13 protein-coding genes, 1 pseudogene and 1 riboswitch are annotated in these 15,578 nt (G+C 41.1%); all 14 genes and pseudogenes read left to right on the top strand.

The genetic code is table 11. The annotated features are described in order from the left end of the window. Positions 1 to 17 precede the first annotated feature (17 nt). The 14 genes and pseudogenes from dhaL to IW492_RS14470 all read left to right on the top strand — a co-directional run bounded on the left by dhaL (position 18) and on the right by IW492_RS14470 (position 15,297). Positions 18 to 662 (top strand): dihydroxyacetone kinase subunit DhaL, encoded by a 645-nt coding sequence (dhaL, locus tag IW492_RS14535; RefSeq protein WP_202068476.1) that lies wholly within the window; start codon positions 18 to 20, stop codon positions 660 to 662. 19 nt (positions 663 to 681) lie between these two features. Continuing rightward, entirely contained in the window at positions 682 to 1,494 is an 813-nt protein-coding gene (locus IW492_RS14530; RefSeq protein WP_202068474.1) for a transketolase, read from the top strand. Then, positions 1,495 to 2,418 carry a transketolase family protein gene (locus IW492_RS18555; protein ID WP_202068473.1) on the top strand — a complete coding sequence of 308 codons (924 nt, stop codon included), beginning with the start codon at positions 1,495 to 1,497 and terminating at the stop codon, positions 2,416 to 2,418. 1,265 nt (positions 2,419 to 3,683) lie between these two features. After that, positions 3,684 to 3,789: riboswitch (glycine riboswitch) on the top strand. 162 nt (positions 3,790 to 3,951) lie between these two features. Further along, positions 3,952 to 5,040 (top strand): glycine cleavage system aminomethyltransferase GcvT, encoded by a 1,089-nt coding sequence (gene gcvT / locus IW492_RS14520; protein WP_202068472.1) that lies wholly within the window; start codon positions 3,952 to 3,954, stop codon positions 5,038 to 5,040. A gap of 19 nt (positions 5,041 to 5,059) precedes the next feature. Then, positions 5,060 to 5,434, top strand: a complete 375-nt coding sequence (gcvH, locus tag IW492_RS14515; RefSeq protein ID WP_202068471.1) for a glycine cleavage system protein GcvH — start codon at positions 5,060 to 5,062, stop codon at positions 5,432 to 5,434. 28 nt (positions 5,435 to 5,462) lie between these two features. Further along, positions 5,463 to 6,791, top strand: coding sequence for an aminomethyl-transferring glycine dehydrogenase subunit GcvPA (gene gcvPA / locus IW492_RS14510; RefSeq protein ID WP_202068470.1), 1,329 nt, complete (start codon positions 5,463 to 5,465; stop codon positions 6,789 to 6,791). Next, a complete protein-coding gene (gene gcvPB / locus IW492_RS14505) occupies positions 6,788 to 8,230 on the top strand; it encodes an aminomethyl-transferring glycine dehydrogenase subunit GcvPB (RefSeq protein ID WP_202068469.1) in 1,443 nt (480 codons plus the stop codon). The genes gcvPA and gcvPB overlap by 4 nt, the downstream gene beginning before the upstream one ends. Before the next feature lie 3 nt (positions 8,231 to 8,233). Beyond that, positions 8,234 to 9,619, top strand: a complete 1,386-nt coding sequence (gene lpdA / locus IW492_RS14500) for a dihydrolipoyl dehydrogenase (RefSeq protein ID WP_202068468.1) — start codon at positions 8,234 to 8,236, stop codon at positions 9,617 to 9,619. 35 nt (positions 9,620 to 9,654) lie between these two features. Beyond that, entirely contained in the window at positions 9,655 to 10,902 is a 1,248-nt protein-coding gene (gene glyA / locus IW492_RS14495) for a serine hydroxymethyltransferase (RefSeq protein WP_202068467.1), read from the top strand. A gap of 863 nt (positions 10,903 to 11,765) precedes the next feature. Continuing rightward, positions 11,766 to 11,951, top strand: coding sequence for a hypothetical protein (locus tag IW492_RS14490; RefSeq protein WP_202068466.1), 186 nt, complete (start codon positions 11,766 to 11,768; stop codon positions 11,949 to 11,951). After that, positions 11,948 to 12,289, top strand: coding sequence for an ACT domain-containing protein (locus IW492_RS14485; RefSeq protein WP_202068465.1), 342 nt, complete (start codon positions 11,948 to 11,950; stop codon positions 12,287 to 12,289). The genes IW492_RS14490 and IW492_RS14485 overlap by 4 nt, the downstream gene beginning before the upstream one ends. Positions 12,290 to 12,351: 62 nt before the next feature. Then, positions 12,352 to 12,716, top strand: a pseudogene (locus IW492_RS14480) (L-serine ammonia-lyase, iron-sulfur-dependent, subunit beta); the annotation flags it as partial. 86 nt (positions 12,717 to 12,802) lie between these two features. Next, positions 12,803 to 14,086: an MFS transporter gene (locus IW492_RS14475; RefSeq protein WP_202068463.1), complete on the top strand. Its 1,284-nt coding sequence runs from the start codon at positions 12,803 to 12,805 to the stop codon at positions 14,084 to 14,086. Positions 14,087 to 14,100: 14 nt separating this feature from the next. Then, the gene (locus tag IW492_RS14470; RefSeq protein ID WP_202068461.1) at positions 14,101 to 15,297 is read left to right on the top strand and encodes an amidohydrolase; all 1,197 of its coding nucleotides are present in this window, start codon (positions 14,101 to 14,103) and stop codon (positions 15,295 to 15,297) included. Positions 15,298 to 15,578 lie beyond the last annotated feature (281 nt).

Raw genomic sequence — 15,578 nt, 5'->3', positions numbered from 1 at the left:
CATAATGAGGTGGACTTATGAGTGAACAAGTATTTGATAAACAATTTTTTGCGGATAGTTTAGTAAAAATGGCAGAGCTGACCGAAGCTAATCGTGACTATTGGACAAAACTGGATTCAGATATTGGGGATGGTGATCATGGAATCAACTTAAGCATTGGGTTTCGGGAAGTTTCAGAAAAGCTGGCTGAGAAACTGGCAGAATCGCCTGATACTGCTACATTCTTAAAAAAATCCGGAATGATTTTATTAAGTAAAGTTGGGGGTGCATCCGGTCCATTGTACGGCAGCTTTTTTATAAAAATGGGTAAAGATCATATAGGAAAAGAAACGGTCACTTTTCCAGAGTTTGCGGATATGATAAAAAATGGTGTTGAGGCTATCCAATTTCGGGGAAAGGCTGAGTTGGGTGACAAGACGATGCTGGATGCACTTTTGCCAGGGATAGACTATTTACAAGCACATAAAGAGGACACTGATTATTTGGCAGTAATGGAAAAAATGATTGAAATTATGAAAGAGGGAGCCGAATCGACGATTCCGTTGATTGCCAAAAAAGGACGCGCCATGCGTTTAGGCGAACGTGCGATAGGGCATAAAGATCCCGGTTCAGAATCCTCGTGGATGCTGATGAATGTATTCTTGGAACAAATGAGAAAATGAAGGGATTGGGCATGAAAACATGACGGATTTAAAACAAAAAGCAAATGAACTGCGTAAAGCAGTGATCCAATCATTGGCACAGGCAGGCTCAGGGCATCCCGGAGGTTCTCTTTCAGCTATTGATATTTTAACTATTTTGTATTATCAAGAAATGGATATTACATTAAATAATTATGATCAAAATGATCGGGATCATTTTATTCTTTCGAAAGGGCATGCAGCGCCTGCTTTATATACTGTATTGGCAGATAAAGGATTTTTCCCAAAAGATGATTTAACTGATTTAAGAAAGTTTGGTTGTCATCTACAAGGTCATCCGGATCGCATCAAAACAAGAGGGGTGGATTCGTCCAGCGGTTCTTTAGGGCAAGGCCTTTCAATTGCTAATGGTTTAGCTTTGGCAAAACGTTTGGATAGTATTGAAAAAAACACGTATGTGTTGCTCGGCGATGGGGAATTACAAGAAGGACAAATCTGGGAAGCAGCAATGACCGCCGCTCATTATAAATTGGATCGAGTGATTGCTTTCATTGATAACAATGGCTTGCAGATCGATGGCACCAACGATGAGGTCATGGTTGTCCAGTCAATTGATGAAAAATTTGCTGCGTTTAATTGGCATGTGATTCAAGCTGACGGACATGATTTCACTTCCTTGACTCATGCAATTACTACAGCAAAAAGGTTTACAGACGGGCCGTCGGTTATTGTATGTCAAACAGTTAAAGGAAAAGGGATCAGCTTTATGGAAAATCAAGTGGGCTGGCACGGCAAAGCCCCTTCTCCGACAGAAGCTGAAAAAGCTTTGGCTGAGTTGAAGGAGGTATTTTAAGTGAAAAAAGCCACTAGACAAGCGTATGGTGAAACATTGATAAAGTATAAGGACAAGAAAGAGCTAGTCGTGTTGGATGCGGATTTATCTGCAGCAACAAAAACAGATGGATTTTCAAAAGAAGCACCAGAAAAGTTTTTTAATTTGGGGATTGCAGAAGCAGATATGATTGGGACAGCGGCAGGTTTGGCTTTAGGCGGCAAACGTCCATTTGCCAGCAGTTTTGCAATTTTTGAGGCAGGTCGAGCCTATGAGCAGATTCGTAATGCAGTCGCTTACCAAAAATTAAACGTGACGATTGCTGCGACGCATGCCGGAATTACAGTAGGTGAAGATGGCGGTTCTCATCAGGCAATCGAAGATATTGCATTGATGCGAGTCATACCAGGCATGACAATTATCAATCCGTCTGATGATTTAGAAACCGAAGCGGCGATTGAAGCGATCATGCAACAAGAAGGGCCGGTTTATTTACGATTGGGTCGTTTAGCTGTTGCGCGTATTCATGAACAGAAGAAGCCATTTATCATCGGGCAAGCAGAAATGCTGAGGCAGGGAAATGATGGTACGATTATTGCAACTGGTTTGATGGTACAAGAGAGTCTGGCTGCTGCTGAACAGCTGGCACAACAAGGAATAGAAGTACGAGTGTTGAATTTCTCCACGATCAAGCCGCTGGATGAAGAGCTTGTATTACGAGCAGCGCAAGAAACGCCATGGCTCATCGTTGTTGAAGAACATAGTGTGATTGGCGGTTTAGGCAGTGCCGTTTCCGAATTTTTATCTGAAAATTATCCTACAAAAGTAATCAAAATTGGAATTCAAGACAAGTTTGGTCAATCTGGTGAGCCGGAAGTGTTAAAAGAATTTTACGGACTGACCATAAAAAACATCACTGAAAAAGCAATTCAGGCAGCCAAATAAGAAGAAAAAAAGCAAATGTTCATTATTGACGGCACGAGAAAAAGACAGTAAATCTTACCAGGGTCTATATAATATATAATTGATTCCCGCTGTCTCCATAGAATCTTAATGAATAGGACTGAAACTGTTGACTTGTTAGGGGGGATCAATGGATTTCGGTCCTATCTTATTTAGATAATGTACATTATTTATGTTTATATAATCAGCTGGTTATTATTTTTCAATGGTCTGAAAAATCGGTCGGTTAGGATCAGTTTAAAATACAATGCTAATCCTGCTTAATAGAATTTCAACCATTGTATTAGGGTGTGTCTAAAAACTCAAGCAGCGAATATTTTGATAATTTTTATAGAACGCATCGTCATAAATACTTGCTTATGACCCACATAAGCTGTGTTTTTTTCCTTGATTTTAACAAAAATCACTGAAGAATTCGAATGCCACCGACTTTATAGACATGCCATAACCGATTTAAAACTAAGACATGCTTCTAATCCAAGAAACGTGCGGTTGATATGAGAGTAACTTCAAGGATAGATATGTCACATTCAAAGCTTGTCGTCTGTATACAGAGCTATCTCTTTGTATGATGAGCTAGCCTCTATTCAAGGAATATTTATCAAGACTACGTATATAGCATGTCTTGTATGTCCCTAAGACATGCGACGAGCATTTGAAGAGCAGGAATGAATTAGTGCTGATTCATCTATATTGGATTGCTTCCATTCTTGAATAAGACTCATTTCCTGTGGTTTGCTTTATTGCTGGTTTTTCTATAATTAGAAGTACCTTCTAGATCCTTTGATGTGAAGCAAGAGGTTAGCAACAATGTGATAAGTAGTAAGACTGCCAGTATTTTCATTATCTATGAGCACCTGCTTTTTCAAATTTTTCTGATAAGTAACTTTTGGTACTCTTGTTATCCTTATTATGAGTAAAAGATATATAGCTTCTTTGATGAAGTTATTGTTGAGTCTTTGAATATAATTTCTGCTGATTTTGTGAAAAACTCCTCGGAAAAAATAAGGGTCAACTTTATTTTCAGAAAAAGCTTTTACCGACTTTTATTATTTTTCCTCAATAACAATTGTAAGATAAACAGCTTTAAACCAGTCTTTTTCTTGTTTTTCAGTTTGAATCTTAAATTTAAATTTTGTTGTGAAATTTGTTCAATTTAGGCAGACTGAAAAAAATAGTTGAATTTTGTATTGTATATTTCACAAAATATTGGTAAGATAAAAAATGATAGCGCTTACTAATATTGATTGAGGATTACGGGAGAGAACAGGCGATCTGTCACCGAAGGAATAAGCAGCAAACCTCGCAGGCATTTGCTGTGAAGATCTCAGGTAAAAGGACCGTAATCTGACAAACCTCTGGAGAGCATTATGCACCGAAGGAGCAACCCTTGAAAAAGGAGAATCTCTCAGGTTAATAACAGAGGATAACTGCAAGGATTTTTTTGCTGTTATCCTCTTTTTGTCGCGCTCAAAAAGTTAGACGGCAATAATTAAAAGAAAGTGAGGGTGAAGAATGGAGAAAAAGACGTCATTGTATGAATGCCATGTAGAAGCAGGCGGGAAAATTGTTCCCTTTGCCGGTTATCTTTTACCGGTACAGTATCAGGAAACAGGAGTAATCAAGGAGCATTTGGCTGTAAGAAATGAGGCTGGACTGTTTGATGTTTCACACATGGGGGAAGTTCTTTATGAGGGGAAGGATGCGACAGCGAATATCCAGAAACTTTTGACGAACGACTTTTCGAAAATGCCGATTGGACGGGTGCGGTATAGTCTGATGTGCAATGATCAAGGCGGAGTTTTGGATGACTTGCTGGTTTATAAAATGGGAGAAGAAAAATATCTGCTGGTTGTGAATGCAGGCAATCGTGAGAAGGATATTCAATGGATGCAGGAGCATTTATTTGGAGAAGTACATTTTGAAGATGTCTCAGACAGCTATGGTCAAATTGCCTTGCAGGGCCCTGCATCAAGAGAAATAATTAAGAAATTGACTGAAGCAGCTATGATACCGGAAAAATATTATACATTTACGGATAATGCAGTGGTGGCAGGTGTTTCTTGTATCATTTCGCGAACCGGCTACACAGGCTCTTTCGGATACGAATTATATTGCTCATCAGAAAAGGCGCCGGAACTTTGGCGGGCTTTACTGGCAGCGGGTGAAGAGTTCGGATTGGTTCCCTGTGGTCTAGGGGCAAGGGATACATTGCGGCTGGAAACAGCAATGCCTCTTTATGGACATGAAATGGATGAAACCATCACTCCTTTTGAAACGGGCTTAAACTTTGGTATTAAAATGGGAAAAGATGATTTTATTGGGAAATCAGCACTGGTTGGCAAGGAGGCGCCGTCAGTAACCCGTGTCGGAATTGAATTGACGGGGCGTGGAATTGCAAGAGAGCATGTGGAAGTCTATTTAAAAGACGGGGACAAGATCGGAGAAACAACGTCGGGAACCCATTGTCCTTTTATTGAAAAGGCAGTTGCTATGGCAATTGTTGATAAGGACCATTCAGCTGTTGGTACTGAAATTGAGTTGGCAGTCAGGAATAGGCGAATTCCAGCAAAAATAGTAAAAATGCCGTTTTATTCGGTTTAATTTGAGAGGAGAAAATGTAATGAGCGAAGTAAAATTTACAAAATCACATGAGTGGGTAAAGCTAGAAGGGGATACAGCGAAGGTGGGTATTTCTGATTATGCACAGGAAGAATTAGGCGATATTGTGTATATTGATCTTCCTGATATAGATGATGAAGTATCAACAGGAGAAGGATTTGCAGATATCGAATCGGTAAAGACAGCATCAGAGCTTTATTCACCAATCAGCGGAACGGTGTCGGCAGTTAATGAAGAGCTTGAAGACAGCCCAGAGCTTATCAACTCAGCCCCATATGATTCTTGGATTATGGAAGTGAAGGATTTGGGTGAGACAGCAGAACTGATGACAAAAGAAGAGTACGAAGTATTCGTTCAAAAAGAATCAGAGAAGTAATAAGCAAAAATTTTGAGGAGGTTGTCAGATGGGCAATTATTTGGGAACGACCGAAAAAGAACAGCAGGAAATGTTAAAACTGTTGGGACTGAATACGCTGGATAAGCTGTTTGAAGAAATACCTGACAAAGTGAAGATTAGTGAACTTAATCTTCCAAAGGGCGGTTCTGAGCGTGAGGTTAAAAGGAAGATGCAGGAACTTGCAGAAAAAAATAAAGTGTTTTCGACAATATTCCGTGGTGCGGGTGCTTACAGACATTATATTCCAGCTATTGTAAATCAGATAGCAGCTAAGGAGGAATTTGTTACTGCATATACACCTTATCAGGCAGAGATTAGTCAGGGGCTGCTGCAGTCAATTTTTGAATATCAGACAATGATTTGTGAACTGACTGGAATGGACGCAACGAATGCCTCTGTATATGATGGTGCAACAGCTGCTGCCGAGGCAATTAATATGTGCATAGAAAAGAAACGTAAAAAAGCATTGATTGCAGCAACTGTTCACCCAATGACACTATCAACGATTAAAACCTACTATGATTCGAGAGGAATCGAAATTGTTGTCATTCCGGAAAAAGACGGTCAAGTCGATTTGAATAAGCTTGAAGAATTGATGGATGAAACTGCAGCATGTGTGCTGGTTCAACAGCCGAATTATTTTGGAAACCTTGAAAAGGTAGAAGAAATCATTCGTGTTACGAAGGAATACAAAGCCAAGGCAGTTGTAGCTGTGAATCCGCTGTCGATGGCAGTATTGAAGACACCGGGAGAAATGGGTGCAGATATTGCTGTAGGCGAAGCACAGCCTTTGGGACTGCCATTGAATTTTGGCGGAGCCTATATTGGTTTTATTGCGACAACCAATAAGATGATGCGCCGTCTTCCAGGGAGGATTGTCGGTGAAACTGCAGATGTCAAAGGCAGACGCTCCTTTGTTCTGACGCTGCAGGCTCGAGAACAGCATATTCGCAGAGAAAAAGCGGCGTCCAATATTTGTTCCAATGTGGCCCACTGCGCGCTGACTGTTTCAATTTATTTAAGTGCAGTTGGACCTGAAGGGTTGAAAAAAGCAGCAATGCAGTGCTATGACAAAGCTCATTATATGGCCGACAAACTCTCTGCTCTTTCAGAAGTTGAACTGGTAAATGATACTGATTTTTTTCACGAATTTGTAATAAAGCTCCCGGTAGAGGATGAAAAGCTGCTGCAACGATTGGAAGAAAGAGGAATACTTGGCGGGTTGCCGACAGAAAGAGGTCTCCTGTGGTGTGTGACTGAAATGAATACCAAAGAAGAAATCGATGAGGTCGTTTCAATAGTAAATGAACTCATTAGAGAGGAGGCTGCAATATGAAGCTGATATTTGAACGTTCGATTGAGGGATATGAAACTGACTGGATCGGTCAAAGTGAAGTTCCTCCATGTGAACTGCCGGAAGAGTTGAGTCGCACAAAGAAACTGAATTTGCCGACAGTTTCTCAAAATGAATTGAGCCGCCATTATACAGAACTTGCAAATGCGACCTTTGGTGTGAATGATGGCTTCTATCCTCTGGGCTCATGTACGATGAAATATAATCCTAAAATCAATGATGAAGTTGCCAATTTTTCCGGATTTAGAGATATCCATCCGCTGCAGCCGGTTGACTCTATCCAAGGTTGTCTGGAAACTTATGTATTGGCAGAAAAATGGTTTTCAGAAATCAATGGAATGGATGCATTTACCTTCCAGCCGGGTGCAGGGGCACATGGTGAGTTGACAGCACTCTTAATGATGAAAGCATACCATAAGAAAAACGGCGACAGCCACAGAAATAAGATCATTATTCCGGACTCAGCGCATGGTACAAATCCGGCAAGTGCAGCAATGGCTGGGTTTGAGATTGTAAATGTTGTTTCAGATGAATACGGCTGTGTTGATTTGGCAGCGCTTAAGAATGCTGTGGGAGAGGATACTGCAGGCTTGATGCTGACGAATCCAAATACAATCGGTATTTTTGATAAAAATATTCTGGAAATTACTGAAATAATTCATCAGGCAGGTGGTTTAAATTATTATGATGGTGCCAATTTAAATGCCATTATGGGTGTGGTGCGACCTGGTGATATGGGCTTTGATGTTGTCCATTTGAACATTCATAAGACATTCTCTACGCCTCATGGCGGGGGCGGACCGGGACTGGGTCCGGTTGGTTGTAAGGAACTGCTGAAAGAATTTCTGCCTGATTTTTATCCGGTTGAAACAAAGGAAGGGGTTGAATTTTCAACTCCTGCAAATTCTATTGGGACTGTAAAAGGATTCTATGGACATTTTTCTATTTTAACACGTGCCTTAACTTATGTACTGTTCCTTGGTTCTGAGGGAATCTCATCTGCTTCAAAAACAGCTGTTTTACATGCAAATTATCTGTTGAATGGATTGAAGGATAAATTTGAGGTTCCGTATGGTGAACGATGCATGCATGAATTTGTTTTGAGTTTGGACAAGCTGAAGAAAGAAACTGGTGTATCGGCACTAGATATGGCAAAAGGACTCCTTGATCATCGGATGCATCCGCCAACCATGTATTTCCCTCTGATTGTTCCCGAGGCGCTGATGCTGGAGCCGACGGAAACAGAATCTAAAAAGACAATGGATGAGGCACTGCAGATTTATCGAGATTTGCATGAGCTGGCTTATAGGGATGGCGAGAGTTTCCATGATTTCCCGAAGACGACCATTATTGGTCGAGTAGATGAAGTAACTGCCGCACGCAGCCCAAAAATTCGTTATGAATTTTCTGAGGAGGTTTAGTTTATGTATGATTTGATTGTAATTGGTGCTGGTCCCGGAGGCTATGTGTCAGCTATTAAAGCTGCTCAGCTGGGAATGAAGGTTGCTGTCGTCGAAAAAGGGAAGGCGGGAGGTACGTGCCTGAACCGCGGGTGTATTCCTACTAAAACACTTCTTCATGCTGCAGAGGTGATCGAAGCAGTGAAAAAGTCTTCAAACAGCGGGGTGAGCTTTGGGGAAGCGAATATTAATTTAGAAGAATTGTATCAAAGAAAAAATGCTGTTGTTTCTAAGCTTGTAGAGGGTATTGAGAACTTATTGAGCGCTAATGGTGTTGACCTAATAGTGGGAACAGCTAAAATAACCGGTCCTCATGAGGTGACTGTCGGGACAGAAATTCTGGAGGCGAACAATATACTGATCGCAGCTGGTGCAGCTCCACAGATACCGCCAATCAAAGGAGTCGATCTGTCCAAGGTTATTACGAGTGATGGTCTTTTGGCAGAAGTACCTGATTTTAAGCGGCTGGTTATTGTGGGCGGTGGGGTCATAGGTGTTGAATTCGCAAGTGCATTTCGGGCTTTCGGTTGTGAAGTAACAGTCATTGAAGCCTTTGATACATTGTTGCCGAATTTTGACAAAGAAATATCTAAGAAGCTGGCACTTTCACTTAAGAAAAAGGGAATTGCGGTTCATACGAAAGCAAGTGTCTCTGAAATACAAAGTCAGGCGGGTTCTTTAAAGTGTCTATTTACCAGTAAAAATAAAGAGCAGTCGGTTGAATGTGATAAAGTTCTGATTGCTGCAGGAAGAAAAGCATATGTGGATGGATTATTTGCCGAGGGCTGCATGTGTCATACGGACGAGGACGGCATTATTGTAAATGAGAATTTCCAGACCAATATTCCGTCTATTTACGCTATCGGGGATGTAGTCAGCGGAGCTGTTCAGCTGGCTCATGCAGCATCCGCTCAGGGAGTGAATGCAGTTTTAACCATCAATGGACAGGCTGCTGAGTATGACCTTTCTTTAATTCCCTCCTGTGTCTACACCTCACCGGAGATTGCTTCTGCAGGGATGGATGAAAAAGCTGCAAAAGTGTCAGGCATTCCAATAAAAATCGGGAAATATAACATGGCTGGCAATGGGAAAAGCATGATTGCTGAAAGCGATATGGGTTTTATTAAAGTAATCAGCCATGGGGAAACAGGCGAACTATTGGGGGCTCAGATGATGTGTGATCGGGCAACGGATATGATTATGCATTTTACACAGATGATCCATCAGAAGGTGACGGTATCAGAAGCAATTGAAGTGATCTATCCGCATCCGACATTCAGTGAAGGGATCGCTGAAGCATTGGAAAATACGTTCGGGAATGCCATTCATGTCATGCCGATGCGGAAATAAGGCTGTTAACAAAATTAAAAAGAAGCAGGTAGGATATGATTAATACAATTAATGACTATATTAAAAACTATGATTCAGCAGTAGGTTCGGCAATTGCTGAAGAGCTGGGAAGGCAACAGCAAAATCTGGAGCTGATTGCTTCAGAAAATATCATTTCTGAACCAGTAATGCTGACTATGGGCACTGTACTTGCCAATAAATACGCTGAAGGGTATTCCGGCAAACGGTATTACGGAGGCTGTGAGCATGTTGATGTCGTAGAGGATATTGCGAATGAACGATTAAAGGAATTATTTGGTGCGGGCTATGCAAATGTACAGCCCCATTCAGGAGCACAGGCAAATACTGCAGTTTATTATGCATTGCTGGAACCGGGAGACACAGTTATGGGAATGAACTTAGCCCATGGCGGACATTTGACACATGGCTCTCCGGTAAATATCTCTGGTAAATACTATAATTTTGTTCCATATGCTATTGATGAAACGAGCGGTTTTATCGACTACGAAAAAGTAAGGAAAACTGCATTGGAATGCAAGCCCAAAATGATTGTTGCTGGTGCTTCAGCTTATCCAAGGGCAATTGATTTTAAACGTTTTTCTGAGATTGCAAGAGAGGTAGATGCCTATTTGTTTGTTGATATGGCTCATATTGCCGGGCTGGTCGCAGCAGGACTTCATCAAAATCCGGTAGAGTATGCGGATGTAGTGACATCAACGACCCACAAAACATTAAGGGGTCCTCGCGGCGGAATCATACTGACAAAGGATGAGGAATTCGGCAGGCAATTTAACAAAGCCGTTTTCCCTGGTATTCAGGGCGGACCGCTAATGCATATTATTGCTGCTAAAGCTGTCTGCTTCGGTGAAGCTCTTAAACCGGAATTCAAAGTGTATCAGCAACAAGTCATAAAAAATGCCAATGCTTTGGGTGAAGCAATGGTTTCAGAAGGCTTCCAACTGGTTTCAGGAGGAACAGATAATCATTTGATGCTGGTGGATCTCCAAAATTTTGATATTACGGGGAAAGAGCTGGAAAAAAGATTAGATGATGTGTATATCACTGTAAATAAAAATGCTGTTCCGAATGATCCGAAAAGTCCTTTTGTAACCAGCGGAATTCGTATTGGTACACCGGCAGTGACAACAAGAGGCCTCAAAGAAGAAGATATGCGGAAAATTGCGTATTTTATTAAGCAGACAGTTACTGATTTTGATAATTCCGCAGAGAGAATCCGAAAAGGAGTTACCGAAATATGTGAGAGATATCCGCTTTATGAGTAAAACAGAAAAGCAGAACTTTTTCTGAAGGAGAAAGCGAATGACAAATCAGTATACAAGTGTTTTTGATAGTATTGGTCCTGTTATAGTAGGAGGTTTTGACAGAAGTATGCCTGAGCCCCCCTCAAGCCGAATAAACGGTATTCCGATTCGAGCATTCGTAAGAAGCCTTGGGGCAAGTCCTTGCACGACCTTAAGACATGCGACGAGCATTCGAAGAAGCGTAGGAGCAAGTTCATACATGACCCCCAGACATGCGCCGAGCATTCGAAGAAGCGTAGAAGCAAGTTCTTGCACGACCTTAAGACATGCGACGAGCATTCGAAGAAGCGTAGAAGCAAAGTCCCTTCATGATTCGAGGATCGGAACGAAGTCTTTCAATTCTAAATGGCTCTGCCGTTTAGAAAGTGATGAAATCGAAACGAAGTGTAGTGTAGTGCAGTGAGAACCGAAAACGCAGAAAAACGGATACCCGTAATGTTTTGTCTCGGGAATCGTTAGACTCGTAGAGACAGCTGTTCTTCTATGCTACGCATACAGTTCTACTACATCAAGTGAGCTAGTTTCATTCAAGGAATACTTATCGAAACTACGCATACCATTCTGCTAAAGTACGAATATAAGCAGAAGCGGCAAAGTAGAACTAGCACTTGTCGGTCCTAAACTGTGCCGAGTAATCGCAGGCAGCATCTTGGAAATAAGTCGAATGATACTGGAAATGAGCAGTTCAAGGGAGATAAGCGATCAAGGCATAATGTTTTGTTTTCTCGTGCAAATGCTTAGCACAGTTTAGAACTTGCTCGTCACATGGAGAAGCTTTGTCACAATCTCGCTTGGATCGGCAAAGTAGTTCGCAAGATTTTTAATTGTTTGAATCGTTTGCTAAAACATATCGCAGGTACGGTACAGATAGTGCACTGGTAGGCGGCTTGTTGGGAATGGAGCCGGATGATGGTAGGCTGGCAGACTCTTTGGAAATTGCCCCTGAACAAGGTATGGAGGTTTTGCTTACACTAGCAAAAGCTCATGCGGATCATCCAAATACAGTTTGAATCAGCTTAAAAAAAGAGAGTACAAATTAAGTCCCACAGGTATTTCAATAGGCGGCGAAAGTATTCAAATTTCTGAAATCAATGGGTTTAAACGCCATTTATCCATAACCATTCCGACATACCTGGTTACTCACTGGGATATGCCGGGCTTAATTTCTAAAACAGCCGGTGCTTTTTCTGAATATCAGATTAATATTGCTATGCTGACGATAACAAGAGAGTCAAAAGGAGAAAAGGCAATTATAGTTTTGGAAGTAGATTCACAAGAAAAAAGTGCAGAATTGATAAATAAAATTCAAACTATTTCAGGTATCCATTCTGCAAGTTTTTTCTTTTAATATAGCAGAAATGAGGCATAGATATATTTGAAAGCGCTTTATATCCAGCGGCAATGACAGAGAAAATTTGGTCTGCCAGTGCTATGGTCAGCGCAGCAATTGTGATAACAATGGGTGGAACACCAAAACAAGCTGCAAATGCTCTTGCCATAACGCTGAAAAATATGCTAGGGTTGATATGCGACCCTGTAGCAGGTCTGGTGGAGGTACTCTGTGCAACGAAACATTGAGTGCTTCACAGGCGTTTATTTCAGCTGACATGGCTCTTGCAGGAATAAAATCAGTCATTCCAGCTGATGAAGTAATTGAAGCCTTGAATAATGTTGGGAGACAGATAACCAGCATTTTTAAAGAAACAGCGGAAGGAGGATTAGCCAGAACAGCAGCAGGAATAGCAATTGGCAAAAGGATATTTAGGAGTCATTAAAAAATCTTTATTGATTGAGAGGGGAGCATTGTTTTTGTTTTTGGAGACAAAGTATGAAGTAATCAATGAAAGGGAAGAGACGTACTATGGAAAATAAAAAGAAAATGTTTTATGGCTGGTGGATTGTTGCAGGATGTGTTGTCATCACAGCAACTGTCGTGCCTTTAGTCATGTCGTTGTCAGGAAAGTACGCTTTAGCGGTAACAGAAGAGTTGGGCATTAACCGCAGTCAATTTATGCTGGCGAATACAATTGTACAAATGATTGGGATATTTCTTTCGCCGATTGTATCCAAACGAGTTGCTTTAGGTCAGATGAAAATGCTGCAGGTTGGGGGAATCATTGGATTTTGCATTAGTTATTTTACTTATTCTTTTGCTCAAAACACGATGCATTTGTATATTTCCTCCTTCTTTATCGGAATCTTCTTCTGGGCTTCTGCACTTATTCCAATCAGCTACATGGTAACAATGTGGTTCAAGGAAAAGCGTGGACTGGCTATGAGTATTGCCATGGCAGGGATTGGTTTAGGCGGAACAATATTTTCTCAGGTAGTTACTATTTTCCTGGATAATTATGGCTGGAGGACAACGTATCAGCTGATGGCGGGGATTGCGCTGGTTTGTTCATTACCAATTGTACTTTTTGTATTTAAAAGCTCTCCGGCTGAAAAAGGGTTGGTTGCCTATGGTGCTGATGTTGAACCAGCTAAGCAATCTGAGGGAGCGATTGAAGAAAGTAAGGACTCTGCGATTACCGTAAAGGCTTCTTATGGAAAATTCTTTTTCTGGCTGGTCATGATTGGCATGTTCCTTAATGGTCTGATTAATACAGGTGCCTTGTCCAACTTTCCTGCAGCGATTCAGGAAATGCATGATCCGACAACATCTGCAAATATTATTTCTATTTACTCATTTGTCGGAATTTTCGGAAAACTGCTTCTTGGTTGGATCAATGATCGATTTGGCGTGGTAGCAAGCAGTATCTTTGGCTGTGGTGCATTTTTTATTGCATTTATTTTGATGCTTTTTGGGCAAAATCTAGGAGTAATGTATCTAATGGCATTTTCTTTTGGGCTGGGTACTCCGATTGGAACGGTTTCTCCACCACTGATTACAGCGAGTGTCTTTGGTCAAAAAAATTATCCCGAAGCCTTCGGTCTGGTTAGCAGTGTAGGAACTCTCGGGACAGCTATCGGTTCAGTGTTTGTTGCCAGGATTTTAGATATGACAGGTTCTTACAGTACAGCATGGCTGTTTATGATTGTTTTCACTGCATTAACACTATTTGGTTGGATTGGTTCTTATGTTACTTCACGTAGATATTTTGATGGTGCTCAAAAAGCTGACAGCGTAAATGCTGTGGAGTAGAGGGAGGAAAAAACATGAGTTTAAAAGAACAGTTATTTGAAAAATTACGTGAAAAAGAAAGCAGAATGATTGAAATTCGCAGATACTTGCATCAACATCCTGAGCTGTCTTTTTACGAAACAGAAACCGCAAAATATATTGCTGATTTTTATGAAGGTAAGGGTTTGGATGTTCAAGTTGAGACAAATATTGGTGGAGAACATGGCGTGATTGTAACCATTGATTCAGGAAAACCCGGGAAGACGTTAGCTATTCGAGCAGACTTTGATGCTCTCCCAATCAAAGAAGAAACCGGACTGTCCTTTGCTTCTGAAAATGAGGGTGTTATGCATGCGTGTGGTCATGACGTTCATACTGCCTACATGCTTGTATTGGCAGAAACTTTGGCTGAAATGAAAGATCAGCTGAATGGAAAGATCAAAGTGCTTCATCAGCCTGCGGAAGAAACTCCTCCTGGAGGTGCTGTGGGCATGATCAAAGCAGGATGCCTTGAAGGCGTTGACAATGTGGTCGGGATACATGTGATGAGTACGTTTCCATTTGGTAAGATTCTTTATAGAGAAGGCGAAGTTCAGTCTGCCCGTTCCTTCTTCAAGCTGACAATTGAGGGCAAAGGGGGGCATGGCTCTTCTCCGCATGAAGCAAATGATGCAATTGTTGCCGGCAGTTATTTTGTGACAATGCTGCAAACCGTTATCAGCCGTCGAATCAATCCTTTTGATATGGGTGTTGTGACAGTTGGTTCCTTTGATGCTAAAGGAATGTTCAATGTCATTAAGGATAAAGTTGTTTTGGATGGAGATGTACGGGCGATGAGTGAGGGTGCACGGAGTATCATTGATGCAGAAATCAAAAAAATCTGTGAGGGACTGGAAGCAGCATTCAGTGTAAACTGTGTACTGGAATATACAACAGACTATCCTGTTTTATATAACGATCCGGCATTTACAAGACAGGTTGCGGAAATCTTGAAGAACAGTCAGATGGATAATGTTGATAGTGTCGAAGTGACTCCGCCGTTACCGCCTTCAGAAGATTTTGCTTATTATGCTGAAAAAGTGCCAAGTACATTTATTTATGTGGGGGCTCAGGTAGAAGGAAAGCCAGCTTACCCACATCACCATCCTAAGTTCGATATCAATGAAAAGTCATTGCTGGTTTGTGCGGAAGCAATGGGCAGTATTGTTGTTGATTACTTGAATAAAGGATGAGTGGTTCAGAACATTTTAAAATTTTCTATTGCTGGACATTATTTATAAACTATCTTTTATTATAATTTATAATTTGGTCAGATCAGCAGTTATCTATCTTGTTTAAAAGATTATGTTGAAGTTTCCTGTTAAGGAAAGGTCTTCAATATAATCTTTTTTTGTATGTTCTGAAAACCCCCAGCTATGCTGGGGGTTCTTGAGAGCTTCCAGCGTGGTAGTAAAAAAGCCTCCTAAACTGATAAGATGAAGTTGGTTTCCCGACCACCACATCAAAAGTTAAG

The organism is Enterococcus sp. BWB1-3 (genome assembly GCF_016745275.1).
In the GTDB taxonomy this organism is placed as follows: domain Bacteria; phylum Bacillota; class Bacilli; order Lactobacillales; family Enterococcaceae; genus Enterococcus_L.
This window is presented reverse-complemented; position numbering and strand designations above follow the sequence as displayed.